Genomic DNA, 13,823 nt, shown 5'->3' with positions numbered 1-13,823 from the left:
AGCCCCCTCAGGTTTCCTAGTTCGCGTCGGGGATCTCCGGGGTCTGGCCGGTCTGCTCGTACTTCTCCAGGATCTCGATCCGGCGCTGGTGGCGGTCCACGCCCGACCAGGGCTCGGCGATGAAGGCGTCGACGATCTCCAGTACCTCGGACTCCGAGTGCATCCGCCCGCCGATACCGATCAGCTGGGCGTTGTTGTGTTCACGGGCGAGCTTGGCGGTCTCCACGGACCACGCCAGGGCGCAGCGGGCGCCGACGACCTTGTTCGCGGCGATCTGCTCACCGTTACCGGAGCCGCCGAGGACGATGCCGAGCGATCCTTTGTCGTCGACGGTCTTGCGGGCGGCTTCGATACAGAACGCGGGGTAGTCGTCCTCCGGGTCGAAGGTGTGGGCGCCGCAGTCGATGACGTCGTGCCCCTTCTCCTTGAGGTGGTCCGCGATGACATTCTTCATCTCGAATCCGGCATGGTCAGCACCGAGGTAGATACGCATGGGTCCGAGTTTATCCGACCGTCGGCACCGGCAGGCGACCACGGTGAAGTTTTCCCCCTGAAGCCAGACACAGAAACGCCGCGGGCCCACGTCCCGTGACAGGATGTGGGCCCGCGGACGACTCTACAGCGGGTCGGATTAACCGTTGTTGCTGACCGAGCCGAGGGCGTCGAGCAGGGTCTCGGGGATCTTCTCGACAAGCTCCTCGCCGCCGAGCGAACCGACGACCGAGCCGACGACGCTGCCGCCGACCGCCTCCGCCCCGGCACTACCGGCGAGTGACCCTTCGGTGCTCAGCACCCCGCTTTCGCCTGCCAACGTCCCGAGGAGGATGTCCTTCAACTCACCGAGCAGGCCCAGCAGTTCGTTGATCATGATCTACTCGCCGCCCGCGTCGGTCGACGAGCCGTCGATCGAGCCGGCCAGGTCAAGATCACCGCTGGAGCCGAAGATCCCGGCCAGGGATCCCTCCGTGCTGAGCACGGACAGGTCCCCCTTCAGCAGGCCGACAGCGATCCTCAGCAAGTCTCCGGCAATGTCGGCGATGTCCGTGATTCCGTCAAGTGAACCCATGGTCCTGGTACTCCTTCGTCATATGACTGGTGTGGATAGTGCAGAAGAGGAGAGTCATCTCAGCCGCAGAGGGAACCCTCACGCCCCTCAATAGCCGATATCTGAGATAGTATCCTCAGCGAACAGTGCCCGCGGCAACACCACGAACATCGTTACCCCCGGGGGTACCTGACGGCGGTGCCACCACCGACCAGGGGTTCCCCACTACACCGCGCTCGGGTCCTCTGACCTGGTCTTTTTCAGCTCATAGAAATGATCGTACCCACCCAACGTCACCGCGGCGTCGAAGATCTTCCCGGCGTCCTCGCCCCGCGGAACCCGGGTCAGCACCGGCCCGAAGAACGCCCGGCCCTCCAGCTCGACCACCGGGGTGCCCACGTCGTCCCCGACCTTCGCGAGCGCCGTGGCGTGGTAGCTCCGCAGCGTCGGCTCCCAGGCCTCCGCGTCGTCGCCACGCGAATGCGCCGCCGCGGCGTAGTCCGCGGAGAGCCCCGCCTCGTCCAGCGCCTCGGCGATGAGGTCGTCGTAGGCACCGTCCCCGACCCGTCCCCCCTGCCCCTGGTCGTGGATCCGGGTACCCAGTGCGGTGTACAGCGCGTCGACCTTCTCCGGCTCCCGGGTGTACACCGCGGCCGCCACCAGGGCAGGGCCCCACGCCGCCGTCATCTTCGAGGCGTAGTCGGCCGGGATGTCCTTGTCCTCGTTCAGCACCGCGAGACTCATCGGCGCGAACGTCACGTCCACATCCCGCACGGCCTCGACCTCCTTGATCCAGCGGCTCGTCACCCAGGCGAACGGGCATGTGGCGTCGAAGTACAGGGTGACCGGGGTGTTGGCGTTGCTCATCAGGGTGCTCCTTGCTGTCGGTACTGGCGGTGCTGTCGTCCGTCCGGTTGATCGACCCCGAGGATACGCGCACCTGAGGCCACTGTGAGGGCCACTGTGAGCCGCCCCTGACCTGACCCATCTCCGGACAGCACGGTCCAGGGCGACTATCGTTGTGCCTCATGAGTTCAACCAATCTGACCCGATCCGAGGCTGCCGCACGGTCGGACCTGATCACGGACGTCCACTATGCCGTCGACCTCGACCTCACCGAGGGCGGCGACCTGGACCACAGGACGTTCTCGTCGGTGACCACCGTGACCTTCACCACCACCGCGGCGGGGTCCACGTTCATCGACCTGCGTGCCGAGGAGATCTCCACGGTCGAGCTGGACGGCGAGGACATCCTGCCCCGCGCCGTGCCCGGCGACGGCGAAGGACGGTACGACGAGACACGGGGCCTCCAGCTCGACGACCTGACCCCGGGGCGCCACGAGCTGACCGTCGTCGCCGAGTCCCTCTACTCCACCACCGGTGAGGGACTGCACCGCTTCCAGGACCCCGCGGACGACCAGGTGTACATGTACACCCAGTTCGAGGCCGCCGACGCCAAGCGGGTCTTCGCCTGCTTCGACCAGCCGGACATCAAGGCGACCTACGACGTCACCGTCCACACCCCCACCGACTGGACCGTGGTCACCAACAACACCGTGTCCGCCACGACGACCGGTGACGGCATGACCGGCGAGACCACCCACCGTGCCGTCGTCGACTACCAGCTCTCCACCTACCTCATCGCCTTCTGCGTGGGCCCCTGGTACCACGTGACCGACTCCTGGACCGGCTCGCTGACCCGCACCCCCGAGGTCGCCGGGGTCACCGACGAGCGCCTGGTTCCCGAGGGCGAGATCACCGTCCCGCTGGGCCTGTACGTGCGGCAGTCGCTGGCGGAGTACCTGGACGCCGACGTCCTCTTCGACGTCACCAAGTCCGGCTTCGACTACTACGCGAAGAACTTCGGCGTCGCCTACCCCTTCCACAAGTACGACCAGATCTTCTGCCCCGAGTACAACATGGGCGCGATGGAGAACGCCGGCTGCGTGACGATCCGGGACGAGTACGTCTTCCGCTCCGCCGCCAGCCACTACGAGTACGAGCGGCGTGCGGACACCATCCTGCACGAGCTGGCGCACATGTGGTTCGGCGACCTGGTCACCATGCGCTGGTGGGACGACCTGTGGCTCAACGAGTCCTTCGCCACCTGGTCCTCCGCGATGGCGCAGACCCACGCCACCGAGTACGACACCGCCTGGGTCACCTTCGCCAACAAGGAGAAGGCCTGGGCCTACGCACAGGACCAGCTGCCCAGCACCCACCCGGTGTTCTCCGGGGCGAACGACCTGGTCGAGGTCGACGCCAACTTCGACGGCATCACCTACGCCAAGGGCGCGTCGCTGCTCAAGCAGCTTGCCGCCTACGTCGGTCTGGAGCCCTTCTTCGCCGGCATCCGGGCCCACTTCGTCAACCACGCCTGGGGCAACGCCACCTTCGACGACCTGCTCGGGGCGCTGGAGAAGGCCTCGGGCCGCGACCTGTCGGACTGGGCAGACCAGTGGCTCAAGACCACCGGCATCAACACCCTCAGCGCCGCCACCACTGTGAAGGACGGTGTCTACACCTCCTTCTCCGTCGAGCAGTCCGGCGCACAGCCCGGCGACGACGAGACCCGTACCCACCGTCTCGCCGTCGGCCTGTACGACAACCGGGACGGGCAGGTCGTCCTACGCCGCCGCGTCGAGACCGACGTCGAGGGCGCGTCCACCGACGTCCCCGACCTCGTCGGCGAGAAGAAGGCCGACCTCGTCCTCGTCAACGACGACGACCTGGCCTACGGCTTCCTCGCCCTCGACGACGACTCCCTCGCCACCGCCGTCGACAACATCGACGGCATCGCCGACCCCATGGCACGCTCGCTGATCTGGTCGGCGACGTGGCAGATGACCCGGAACGCCCAGATGCGCGCCCGCGACTTCGTGTCGCTGGTCGTCCGCGGCGCCTGGGCCGAGACGCAGCTCGGCGTGCTGGAGCAGATCCTGGCGCAGGCCATCGGCGCCGTCGAGAACTACGCGGCACCGGCCTGGCGTCCGGAAGGACGCACGCTGCTGCTCAACGGTCTGCGCGCCGGTGCCGAACGCACCGAGGGCCAGGCCCGCCTGGCGTTCGTCCGCGCCTACGCCAACGCCGCGCAGGACGCCGACTCCGTCGCCTGGCTGCGCGGCCTGCTGGGCATCGGCGACGTCCCGGCCGAGGAACTGCTGCCCGGCTTCACCGTGGACCAGGACCTGCGCTGGCGCCTGCTCACCGCACTCGTCGGCGCCGTCCGCGTCCTCGACGACGCCGAGGCGTCCGCACTGGTCGACGCCGAGGAACAGGCCGACCCGTCCTCCTCCGGGCGTATGAACGCCGTCAAGGCACGCACCGCACGCCCCGACATCGACGTCAAGCGCTCGGCCTGGAACACCGTCACCCTCGAGGGCAAGGACCTGGGGAACCTCGAGCTGCGCTACATGATCGCCGGGCTGACCCACGTCGGCCAGGACGAACTGCTCGCCCCGTTCGGCCCGGAGTACGTCCAGCGTGCCGTGGATATGTGGGAGGAGCTCTCCTCCGAGATGGCGCTGCGCACCCTCGACGGCCTGTTCCCGTCCTGGGCCGGGTACGAGGACATCGCCGACGACCTGCGTGCCACCGCCGCAGCGGAGTCCACCCCCGCCGGCCTGCGCCGCGTGCTGTCCGAAGGACTCTCACGCGCCGACCGCGCCGTCGCCGCCCGGACGTTCGACGCACGCTGATGACGCAACCGCGGAGCTTCTACGAGGCCGTCGGCGGGGAGGACATCTTCCGCCGCATCGTCGGCGAGTTCTACCGTCAGATCCCCGACGACGACATCCTCGGCCCGATGTACCCGGCCGACGACCTCGCCGGCGCCGAGGACAGGCTGCGGTGGTTCCTGGTGCAGTACTGGGGCGGCCCGCAGACCTTCACGGAACAGCGCGGCCACCCGCGCCTGCGGATGCGGCACATGCACTTCCCCGTCGACCCCGCCGCCCGCGACCGCTGGCTGGAACTGATGGGCAACGCCCTGGCCACCGTCAGCGACGAGGACCTGCCCGAGGCACCCCGCCAGGCGATGTGGGACCACATGACCCGCGTCGCGGACATGCTGGTCAACAAGTTCTAGTTCGGCGACGGGATCCGGGCCAACCCGCCCGGGCGGGGGACGTAGGCCGAGCCGAACAACGCGTCGATCCGCACCCACGACCCGGTCGTGCTGACCCTGATCACGTCGTAGGCGCGCAGCTCCTCACGCTTCGGTTCCACCACCAGCCCCAGTGCGCCGAGCGCGGCGACCACGCGCCCGGTGATTTCCACCGTGTCGGAACCTGTCGGGCCGGTCAGCCGCAGCAACGTCTGGTCCAGCAGCGACGGCGGCAGGCCCGCGGGACCGGCGTACTCGTCGGCCTCACGCTGCATCCCGGCGAACAACCCGCGCACGTCCCCGGCCGGGACGGTGTCGACGAGGGTGTAGCCGCGCGCCGGCGGCGCCGTCCCCGTCCACAACAGCGACACCACTCCCCCGAGCGTCACCGACGTCCCCGCCGGGGCGTCCGCGGCCGCCGCCAGGACCCGGGGCAGCGGGTCGGCCAGGACCACCGCGTCGTCGACCGACGGCACCGCATGGACCCGCTCGGCGACGATGCAGCCCAGCGGGGTCGAGAAGATGACGTCCACCGTGTCGTCGCCCACCCGGACCACGCGGGCCATGGCACCGGAGTCCATCCGCAGCGCACGCGTCGCCACCGCCGCGGTCCTCCGCAGCTCGGACGCCAGGGACGGGGCCCGGCCGTCCGCCGCCCCGGTCAGCGTCAACGACAGTTCTTCAGCGGCGCCGGACCCCGGCAGGTTGAGCATCATGGTCCCAGCGTATCGCCCTCCCCCACGGCGGGCACAGGACCCCCGCCGCGTCCTGCTACCGGCCCCGGCTCCCGACGACGGTACCGCCGCCGGACACCCCGTCCGCCGCCGCCTCGTCGTCGTCCAGCGGGATCAGGAACTTGTCGATGACCTCGATGTCACTGTCCGACCAGGCGCGGCTCTTCCCCGAGATCGGGTCGATGCCGACGTTGACGGTGTCGACCACGGCGACCAGCCGGTGCTGCGAGTTCCTGATGTACTGCCGCATCTTGAAGGACTTCACCCCCACCTGGTAGATGAAGGACTCCACCACCACGGCCACCTCGCTTGAGGACACCGACTTCTGGTAGTCGACCGACGCCCACCGCACGACGAACGCCGGCACCGCCATGTCGATCTCGGTGACCACGTCGCGGACGAAGTCGATCCGGGCATCCTGGGAGAACTCCAGGTACGCTGCGTTGTTGACGTGCTGGAACTGGTCGAAATCCGACCAGCGGAGGTTCACACGTGTGCTGTGGTAGCGGGTACCGGTGGCCTCGTGGTCAACAAAAGGCATCGAAGTCTCTCCTTACACAGGCCAAGGACCCCAGCGAATGACGCTGAGGCCCTGCCTGGACGGCTACGCCGCAGTAGTCCTGTTTTGTCTCCTAGAGGATTCTATCGGGAAAGGCGGCGATGTGTTACCCGGGTCGGACGCGCGGCCTCCGCACCGAGTCGCTCCACCTTGTTCTTCTCGTAGTCCTCGAAGTTGCCCTCGAACCAGAACCACTGCCCCTCGGCCACATTGCCCTCCCAGGCGAGGATGTGGGTACAGGTGCGGTCCAGGAACCACCGGTCGTGGGAGATCACCACGGCGCAGCCCGGGAACTTCTGCAGCGCGTTCTCCAGGGAGCTCAGGGTCTCGACGTCGAGGTCGTTGGTCGGCTCATCCAACAGGATCAGGTTGCCGCCCAGCTTCAGGGTCAGCGCGAGGTTCAGGCGGTTGCGCTCACCACCGGAGAGGACCTTCGCCGGCTTCTGCTGGTCGCCGCCCTTGAATCCGAAGGCGGAGAGGTACGCACGCGACGGCATCTCGTTCTGCCCGACGATGATGTAGTCCAGGCCGTCGGAGACGATCTCCCAGACCGTCTTCTCCGGGTCGATGTTCTCGCGGTTCTGGTCGACGTAGCTGAGCTGCACCGTCTTACCCACGACGACCTCACCGGCGTCCGGCTCCTCCAGACCGACGATGGTCTTGAACAGCGTGGACTTACCGACACCGTTCGGGCCGATCACGCCCACGATGCCGTTCCGCGGCAGGGTGAAGGACAGGTCCTTGATCAGGGTGCGGCCGTCGAAGCCCTTGGTGAGGTTCTTCACGTCGACGACCTGGTTGCCCAGGCGCGGCGGCGTCGGGATCTGGATCTCCTCGAAGTCGAGCTTCTTGTACTGCTCGGCCTCCGCCGCCATCTCCTCGTAGCGCTGCAGACGCGCCTTGTTCTTGGCCTGGCGGGCCTTGGCACCGGAACGCACCCAGGCCAGCTCCTCCTTCAGCCGCTTCTGCAGCTTCTGGTCCTTCTTGCCGGCGACCTCGAGACGCTCCGCCTTGGTCTCCAGGTACTTCGAGTAGTTGCCCTCGTAGCCGTGGAGCTTGCCGCGGTCGACCTCGCAGATCCACTCGGCGACGTGGTCCAGGAAGTACCGGTCGTGGGTGACCGCCAGGACAGCACCCTTGTAGTTGGCGAGGTGGTTCTCCAGCCACAGGACACTCTCGGCGTCCAGGTGGTTGGTTGGCTCGTCCAGCAGCAGCAGGTCGGGCTCGCTGAGCAGCAGCTTGGCCATGGCCACGCGACGACGCTCACCACCGGAGAGGTGGGTCACCATGTCCTCGGACGGCGGGCAGCGCAGGGCGTCCATCGCCTGCTCGATCTTGGAGTCGAGCTCCCAGGCGTCGGCGGCGTCGATCTTCTCCTGGAGTTCGGTCATCTCCTCCATGAGCTCGTCGGTGTAGTTCGTCGCCATCTCCTCGGCGATGGCCTCGTACCGGGTCTTGATCTCGAAGATCTCCCCGAGCCCCTCCTCCACGTTCCCGCGGACGGTCTTCTCCTCGTTCAGCGGCGGCTCCTGGAGCAGGATGCCGACGGTGGCGCCCGGGTCGAGGAAGGCGTCACCGTTGGAGGGCTGGTCGATGCCCGCCATGATCTTCAGGAGCGAGGACTTGCCGGCGCCGTTCGGCCCGACCACGCCGATCTTCGCACCCGGGTAGAAGCTCATGGTGACGTTGTCCAGGACAACCTTCTCGCCATGCGCCTTGCGTACGTTCCTCATCGTGTAGATGAACTCGGCCAATGTGTTCCCTCCGGTTCGCGCGGCTGCGTGCACCTGTGCATCCAGCCCTGTCGTATACGGTTGACGAGCCTACCCCACCGGACCGGGGTTCCCCGAAGCTGCGCTCCGGCGGTCGCTCGTCCGGGGCCGACGGCGTCCGGTGGATGGACGAAGTCGAGCCTGGAGGCGTAGCGACAGCCCCTCCGGACCATCCTGTGCTCGATTCGGCACGCACGGTTCAGCCGGACCACCTCAGCGCCGGATGCCACGTCCAGACCGCCCCCGGCAGACCGTCATCCTGCACCTCCGACCGTCCCCGGATGCGGGGCAGGACCGCCCGCCGTATGTCCTCGGCCACCTGTGCGGCCGCGAAGCGGATGCAGGCGTCCGTGTAGTGCTGCAGCACCCAGCCACGGTGGGTCGCCTCGTTGTCCTTCCACCGCTCCTTGACGAAACTCCGTAGCGTGGACCCCTGCCCCGTGGCGGCGTGGTACATGTAGCTGTCGATCTCGACGGCGACCTTGGCCTCGGGGATCACCAGGTCATAGCAGTAGTTGCCGACCATCTGGTTGAGCAGCACGGTCACCGGGAGGTCCGCCAGCGCCTCCCGGACGATCCCGAAGGCCTGTCTCTCCAACAGGCTCACCGCGCCGACGGGCGTGTCCTGGACCAGGGCCCTGGCACGACTCCGGTGTCCTGCCAGTACAGACAGGTCGTTCTCCAGGGCGTGCCCTCCGCCTCTACCGTGGTACGCGTCCGCCAGGAACGCCCGGAGGTCCTCGTCCGGGAGGTCGGCGTCCATCACCGCCTGCAACGGACTGACCAGGGTGATCCCCTGGCTCTCCCGGAGCCCGCCGGGGATCCCCGACCGGACGACCGCGCAGTCGGTGGTCCGGCCCGGCCCCCGGTGCCTGGCCTGCACCGGCCAGGTGACGGGCGCACCGACGTAGAGGTCCATGGCCGTCCGCCCCGTGTAGACCAGGCCCCGGTGTTCGTGCAGTCCCCGTAGGGTGAGCATGTCGTCCGGCTTCTCGGTGCTGTAGATCCCCCGGACGAGAGGGTGCAACGTCCCGTCACGGACCTCCCGTTGGATCTGCCTTCTCGTCTTGGTGGCCAGGAGCTGGCCCGTCGTCCAGAAGGTCCTGTCTGCGCCGTCTGTGCCGTCCATACCGTCCATCCCGTCCATCCCGGCGTGTCTCCCCCTCCTCCGCGGCGTCGGCCGCGACCGGCCCGTACCGAGTCGAGCCCGGAGCCGGTCAACTACTGCTCGTCGCCGGCTCCAGGCTCGATTCCGTACACCCCCGTCAGGACGTCAGAACGGTGCCGACGAGTCGCCGGCGGTGGCGAGTTCCTGGTCGGCGTCCCCGGACGCCGCTCCCCCGGCGCCGTCACCGTCACCCTCGGCGACGGCGGAGAATCCGCCGAACGACGACGCCTCCGCACCGCCCGCACCGCCCGCACCGCCAACACCGCCGGCACCACCGGCACCGCCGTCCCCGGACGTAGCGCCCTGGCCGTCCTGCGGCTCCCTGATCCTGTCCCGCAACGACCAGGTCGACACCGAGTGGCTCAGGTCCAGACCCACGTTGGTGGCGGTCAGTCGCCAGACGGTCTCGGGGACCTCCTTGCCGTCCTTGTTCGTCCGCGGGTTCTCCGGGACGTAGGAGTAGGAGTTCATCCTCCCCGCGATCACCAGAGGCGCCCCGGTCACCACGCCGGTCAGCACATTGTCGGCCAGCCGGCCCCAGCACTGGACCTCGATGAACAGGGTACCGGCGTCCTTCCATTCGCCGTTGTCGTTCCAGCTCGGCGTGGACGCCATCCGGAACGTCACGAGCTTCGTGATCGTCCGGTGTCGTGCAGGGTGGGTCGCGGCGAACCCCGTCATCGTCACGGACATCTGTTGTGTCGCCATTTCCGGCACACTCCTCCCCCGGGTCCCCCGGGATCCACGGCCCCCGTCGGCCGGTGGGGCCACGGACACCTCCCGGCGGACGGTGGAGCCCTCCCCCACCACTCATTCCCCCGGTGGAGTCATCCTCCCCACTGCCGTGTCACCGGGTCAACGACTCCCCTCGCAGCTGTGGACAACACGCCGGAAATCGGACGGAATCTGTCCACAGCCTCCCCGACGCCGTGTATTAGACCGGTCCCGGGCCGCCGTCGCGGTGCCGCTGCCCCCGCTTGGCCTTCTCACTGTGCACGTACCCCTGCACCTCGTCCCCGCGGTACTCGGTGCGGTAGTACGCCTCAGCGTCGGCGTCGCGTCCCTCCCGGAGTCCGGCGAGCATCGCGTTGTACTCGTCCAGGTCGGCGTCGTTGTCGCGCTCGGCCTTGCGGTCGTACCGGGCGGCCTCCTTGCGGTCCTGCCGCAGCCACTGCACGGCGTGGGCGGTGCTGACCACCAGCAGCGGGAGCTCGCTGAGCCCCCAGGCGATCGCCCCTCCGGTGTGCTGCTGCTCCATCAGGTCGACGTCGAACGGCAGCTGCAGCGACAGGTAGTACGACTCCGCCAGCGGCTGCGCCATCTGCATCATCGCGATCCCGAACCAGGCGTGGAACGCCATCGACGCCAGCGTCATCAGCAGTTTCATGAACGGGCTCAGCTGGCGCGGCGCGGCGTCGACCCCGATGACGACCCAGTAGAAGATGTACCCGGAGATCAGGAAGTGCAGCATCATGAACAGGTGGCCCGCATGCTCGGCGGCGAGGTCACTGAACAGGTCCGAGAGGTACAGGGCGTAGAACCCGACGACGAACTGGAAGGACGCGACGATCGGGTTGGTGAGGAACCGCGACACCGGGTTGTTGATGAAGACCACCAGCCACTCGCGCGGCCCCTGCAGGCCGTCGCGTCCGGCCGGACGCAGCGCACGCAGCAGCAGGGTCATCGGCCCGCCCAACACCCAGAACACCGGGATCAGCATGGTCAACGCCATGTGCTGCAGCATGTGCGGGGCGAACATCGCCATGGAGTACATGCCCAGGCCGGAGCAGGTGACGAAGATCAGCACCAGGTTGGCCAGCGTCCACCAGACCACACGGCTGGTCCTCCACTCCACGCCCCGGCGACGCACGGTGATCCACGCCCACATGTACACGCCCTGGAGCAGCAGGGCGATCGTCCCGAAGACCATGTCGAAACGCCAGGTGGTCAGCACGGCGACCAGGCTGAAGGGTTCGGTGACGTCGAAGCCCATGATCAGCTCGGCCGGGGTGATGTCCGCGACGACCTCCACGGGCGGCGGGATACGGGTCAGCGACAGCGCGACGCCCACCGTCGCCGCCATCACGAAGATCTCCACGAGCGCCAGACGGACGAAGGGACGTCGCCACCAGGCACCGGCGGCCGGCGCGTCCAGCTGCGGGATCGTCGACCGCCGGTGGGCGAACCCGATCGCGGCGAGGATGAGCGTCAGCACCGCCTTCGCGGCGATCACGCGGCCGTAGTCCGTGGTGAACCATTCGGTGAACGACAGGCGGATCCCCGCGTTGATCAGCCCGGACAGTGCGATACCGATGATGCAGAACAGGGCGACCACGCTGTAGCGCCGGGTGATCTCCGCCAGGAACGGTCCGCGTCGGGCGGCGTGCGCGACCAGGGCCATGAGCCCGCCGATCCAGATCGCCGACAGGACGACGTGCCACAGCAGCGAGTTCACGCCGTAGTCGTGGTTGCCGCCGGACGCGGAGTGCCCCTCCAGGGCCACCGGGACCAGGGAGGCCACGGCGATGACGAAGAACACCGGCTGCCAGATCCACCGGCGCGTCAGCAGGGACAGGACGGTGACCGCGCCGGCGATGATGGCGATCCACAGCATCGCCTTCGCCGTCGAGACCTGCGCGATCGCGAAGCCCCACATGTCGGGGCGCAGCGTGTCCAGCAGCGGCTGGCTCGAGGCGTCGGAGAGGTAGAGCGGCACCAGCAGTAGTGCGCACACCGCCCACGCGGCCATCGCCCACGTGCCGGTGCGGGACGCCCGGAACCCGTCGAGGTCGAGGTAGCCGTCCTTGCGCGGCTGGGCACCGAAGGCGCTCATCATGAACGACCCGATGCCGAGGCAGGCCATCACCGTGCCGATGCCCCGGACGAGCGGCACACCCCAGGACGTCACGGGGCCGGGATCCGGGATACCCAGGGCAGCGAGCGACTGCCCGAGGAACGCATCACCGATCAGGGCGGCGACGAGGCCGCCCATGACCGCGGCGATGATGTAGAGCCCGATCGGCGAACCGAGACGTCCGGCGGTGCGTGCAGCGGACGGGGGGTTCCCGGCTGGGGATCCGGTGGCTGGTGCAGGGGCTGATTCGGGGGTTGGTTCGGTGCCTACGGCCGCGTCTGACATGCCCTGAACGTTACTATCCAGACCCCCTCTACCCCGATTCCACGCCGCACCACCCGTGTGCATTACGATGACTACCGCAAGCCTCCGTAGCTCAGTGGATGAGAGCAACCGGTTTCTACCCGGTCGGTCGCGGGTTCGAATCCTGCCGGGGGCGCTATTACCCACCGGACGCCGCAGCCTGCTGCCGCTGCGTCCTGGTGGCCCGGGGGTTCAGGTCGGTGCACCACCGCGGGTGCGCGTGGAATCCGCACCCACCCCGGCGGCCGGACGTAAGGACCGGAACGGCGACAGCAGCAGGTCGGCGACGGTGGAGGCGTACCGCCGCAGCGCGCGGTCGAGCGGTTCCCAGGCCAGCAGCCACGTCGACACGACCGACAGGACGACGCAGATGCCCAGCACCGTGAGCGACCCGTAGGCGGCGATGCTCCCGTCGAGCACGGGCTGCAGGGCGCGGACGACGAAGCCGTGGAGGACGTAGACCGAGAGGCTGTGCCGGCCGATGGTGGCCAGCGGCGAATTCCGGTCACCGACCCACGCCAACAGGGCCAGTGTCATGAGCAGCGCGGCGACGTCGAGGACGAGCCTGATGCCCACCCCCTCGGGGACACCGACGTCGACGTGGGCGAACCTCTCCTTGCCGTAGAACCAGTCGTTGTCGAACTCGTCGAGGTAGAGGATCCCGGTCACGGTCACGGCGGCGACGGCGAGGGAGATCCGGCGTCCCACGTCGAGGCCGCCCGCCCAGCGCAGCATCCGCGCACCGTAGAGCTTCCCGACGACGAAGAACGGCCAGAAGACCAGGGTCCGGACCACGGAGAGTTCACTGTCGACGGTGGGTACCGCGGCACCGACGAGGCCGGTCACCAGGGAGATGGCGAGGACGGCCCGGGGGAACCGTTCGATGACGGGGACGGTCAGCGTCCACCACGCCATCGACAGGAGGAACCACGAGTACCAGAACGGGGTGAGGAAGGTGTAGTCCGGCGACAGACCGAACAGCCGCATCCAGACCCACATCAGCGGCAGCACCGTAGCCAGCAGGACGAGGAACACGAGGATGCGCTGCGCCAGTCGGCCGGACTTCGCGGTGATGCCCGCCAGGAAGATGAACGCCGGCATGTGGAACGAGTAGATCAGGTACATCGGTGCGCGCAGGAGATCGGATTCCCACGGCGACGCCCGTGCCAGCAGATGGCCGAGGACGACGGTGAAGATGAGGACACCTTTGGCGCGGTCGAGTCGGTGGTTGCGGGTCGGCATCCGGCCACCCTAACGCGGGCCCACCCCGTTTTTCAGCCGCT

At 68.2% G+C, this 13,823-nt stretch carries 13 protein-coding genes and 1 tRNA gene; 3 read left to right on the top strand and 11 right to left on the bottom strand.

Annotated features, from left to right (window positions below):
- Positions 1-16 precede the first annotated feature (16 nt).
- The 4 genes from MUN33_RS06105 to MUN33_RS06090 form a co-directional block, all read right to left on the bottom strand.
- Positions 17-493, bottom strand: coding sequence for a ribose-5-phosphate isomerase (locus tag MUN33_RS06105; protein ID WP_244804023.1), 477 nt, complete (start codon positions 491-493; stop codon positions 17-19).
- Between the two features lie 138 nt (positions 494-631).
- Positions 632-868: a hypothetical protein gene (locus MUN33_RS06100; RefSeq protein ID WP_244804022.1), complete on the bottom strand. Its 237-nt coding sequence runs from the start codon at positions 866-868 to the stop codon at positions 632-634.
- A gap of 3 nt (positions 869-871) precedes the next feature.
- Entirely contained in the window at positions 872-1,066 is a 195-nt protein-coding gene (locus tag MUN33_RS06095; RefSeq protein WP_244804021.1) for a hypothetical protein, read from the bottom strand.
- Positions 1,067-1,270: 204 nt separating this feature from the next.
- On the bottom strand, positions 1,271-1,912 hold the full coding sequence (locus tag MUN33_RS06090) for a mycothiol-dependent nitroreductase Rv2466c family protein (protein WP_244804020.1): 642 nt from the start codon (positions 1,910-1,912) through the stop codon (positions 1,271-1,273).
- 161 nt (positions 1,913-2,073) lie between these two features.
- Here MUN33_RS06090 and pepN point away from each other — a divergent pair, with 161 nt between their 5' ends.
- Positions 2,074-4,743 (top strand): aminopeptidase N, encoded by a 2,670-nt coding sequence (gene pepN, locus MUN33_RS06085; protein WP_244804019.1) that lies wholly within the window; start codon positions 2,074-2,076, stop codon positions 4,741-4,743.
- Positions 4,743-5,132: a globin gene (locus MUN33_RS06080; protein ID WP_244804018.1), complete on the top strand. Its 390-nt coding sequence runs from the start codon at positions 4,743-4,745 to the stop codon at positions 5,130-5,132. Before pepN ends, MUN33_RS06080 begins: the two co-directional genes overlap by 1 nt.
- Here the strand turns inward: MUN33_RS06080 and MUN33_RS06075 are convergent.
- The 6 genes from MUN33_RS06075 to MUN33_RS06050 form a co-directional block, all read right to left on the bottom strand.
- Complete coding sequence (locus tag MUN33_RS06075; RefSeq protein WP_244804017.1) at positions 5,129-5,866, bottom strand: DUF8185 domain-containing protein; 738 nt, start codon at positions 5,864-5,866, stop codon at positions 5,129-5,131. The genes MUN33_RS06080 and MUN33_RS06075 overlap by 4 nt on opposite strands.
- 55 nt (positions 5,867-5,921) lie before the next feature.
- Positions 5,922-6,425 (bottom strand): acyl-CoA thioesterase, encoded by a 504-nt coding sequence (locus MUN33_RS06070; RefSeq protein ID WP_244804016.1) that lies wholly within the window; start codon positions 6,423-6,425, stop codon positions 5,922-5,924.
- A gap of 101 nt (positions 6,426-6,526) precedes the next feature.
- On the bottom strand, positions 6,527-8,197 hold the full coding sequence (gene ettA / locus MUN33_RS06065; protein WP_244804015.1) for an energy-dependent translational throttle protein EttA: 1,671 nt from the start codon (positions 8,195-8,197) through the stop codon (positions 6,527-6,529).
- A gap of 217 nt (positions 8,198-8,414) precedes the next feature.
- The gene (locus MUN33_RS06060; protein ID WP_244804014.1) at positions 8,415-9,344 is read right to left on the bottom strand and encodes a putative endonuclease domain-containing protein; all 930 of its coding nucleotides are present in this window, start codon (positions 9,342-9,344) and stop codon (positions 8,415-8,417) included.
- A 144-nt stretch (positions 9,345-9,488) separates the two neighbouring features.
- Positions 9,489-10,091: a single-stranded DNA-binding protein gene (locus MUN33_RS06055; RefSeq protein ID WP_244804013.1), complete on the bottom strand. Its 603-nt coding sequence runs from the start codon at positions 10,089-10,091 to the stop codon at positions 9,489-9,491.
- A gap of 226 nt (positions 10,092-10,317) precedes the next feature.
- Entirely contained in the window at positions 10,318-12,522 is a 2,205-nt protein-coding gene (locus tag MUN33_RS06050; protein ID WP_244804012.1) for a bifunctional copper resistance protein CopD/cytochrome c oxidase assembly protein, read from the bottom strand.
- Positions 12,523-12,602: 80 nt separating this feature from the next.
- Between MUN33_RS06050 and MUN33_RS06045 the strand changes: the two genes are divergently transcribed.
- Positions 12,603-12,676 (top strand) — tRNA-Arg (locus MUN33_RS06045).
- A gap of 56 nt (positions 12,677-12,732) precedes the next feature.
- Here the strand turns inward: MUN33_RS06045 and MUN33_RS06040 are convergent.
- A complete protein-coding gene (locus tag MUN33_RS06040) occupies positions 12,733-13,782 on the bottom strand; it encodes an acyltransferase family protein (protein ID WP_244804011.1) in 1,050 nt (349 codons plus the stop codon).
- Positions 13,783-13,823 lie beyond the last annotated feature (41 nt).

The organism is Corynebacterium kalidii, assembly GCF_022869005.1.
GTDB classification, from domain to species: Bacteria; Actinomycetota; Actinomycetes; order Mycobacteriales; family Mycobacteriaceae; genus Corynebacterium; species Corynebacterium kalidii.
This window is presented reverse-complemented; position numbering and strand designations above follow the sequence as displayed.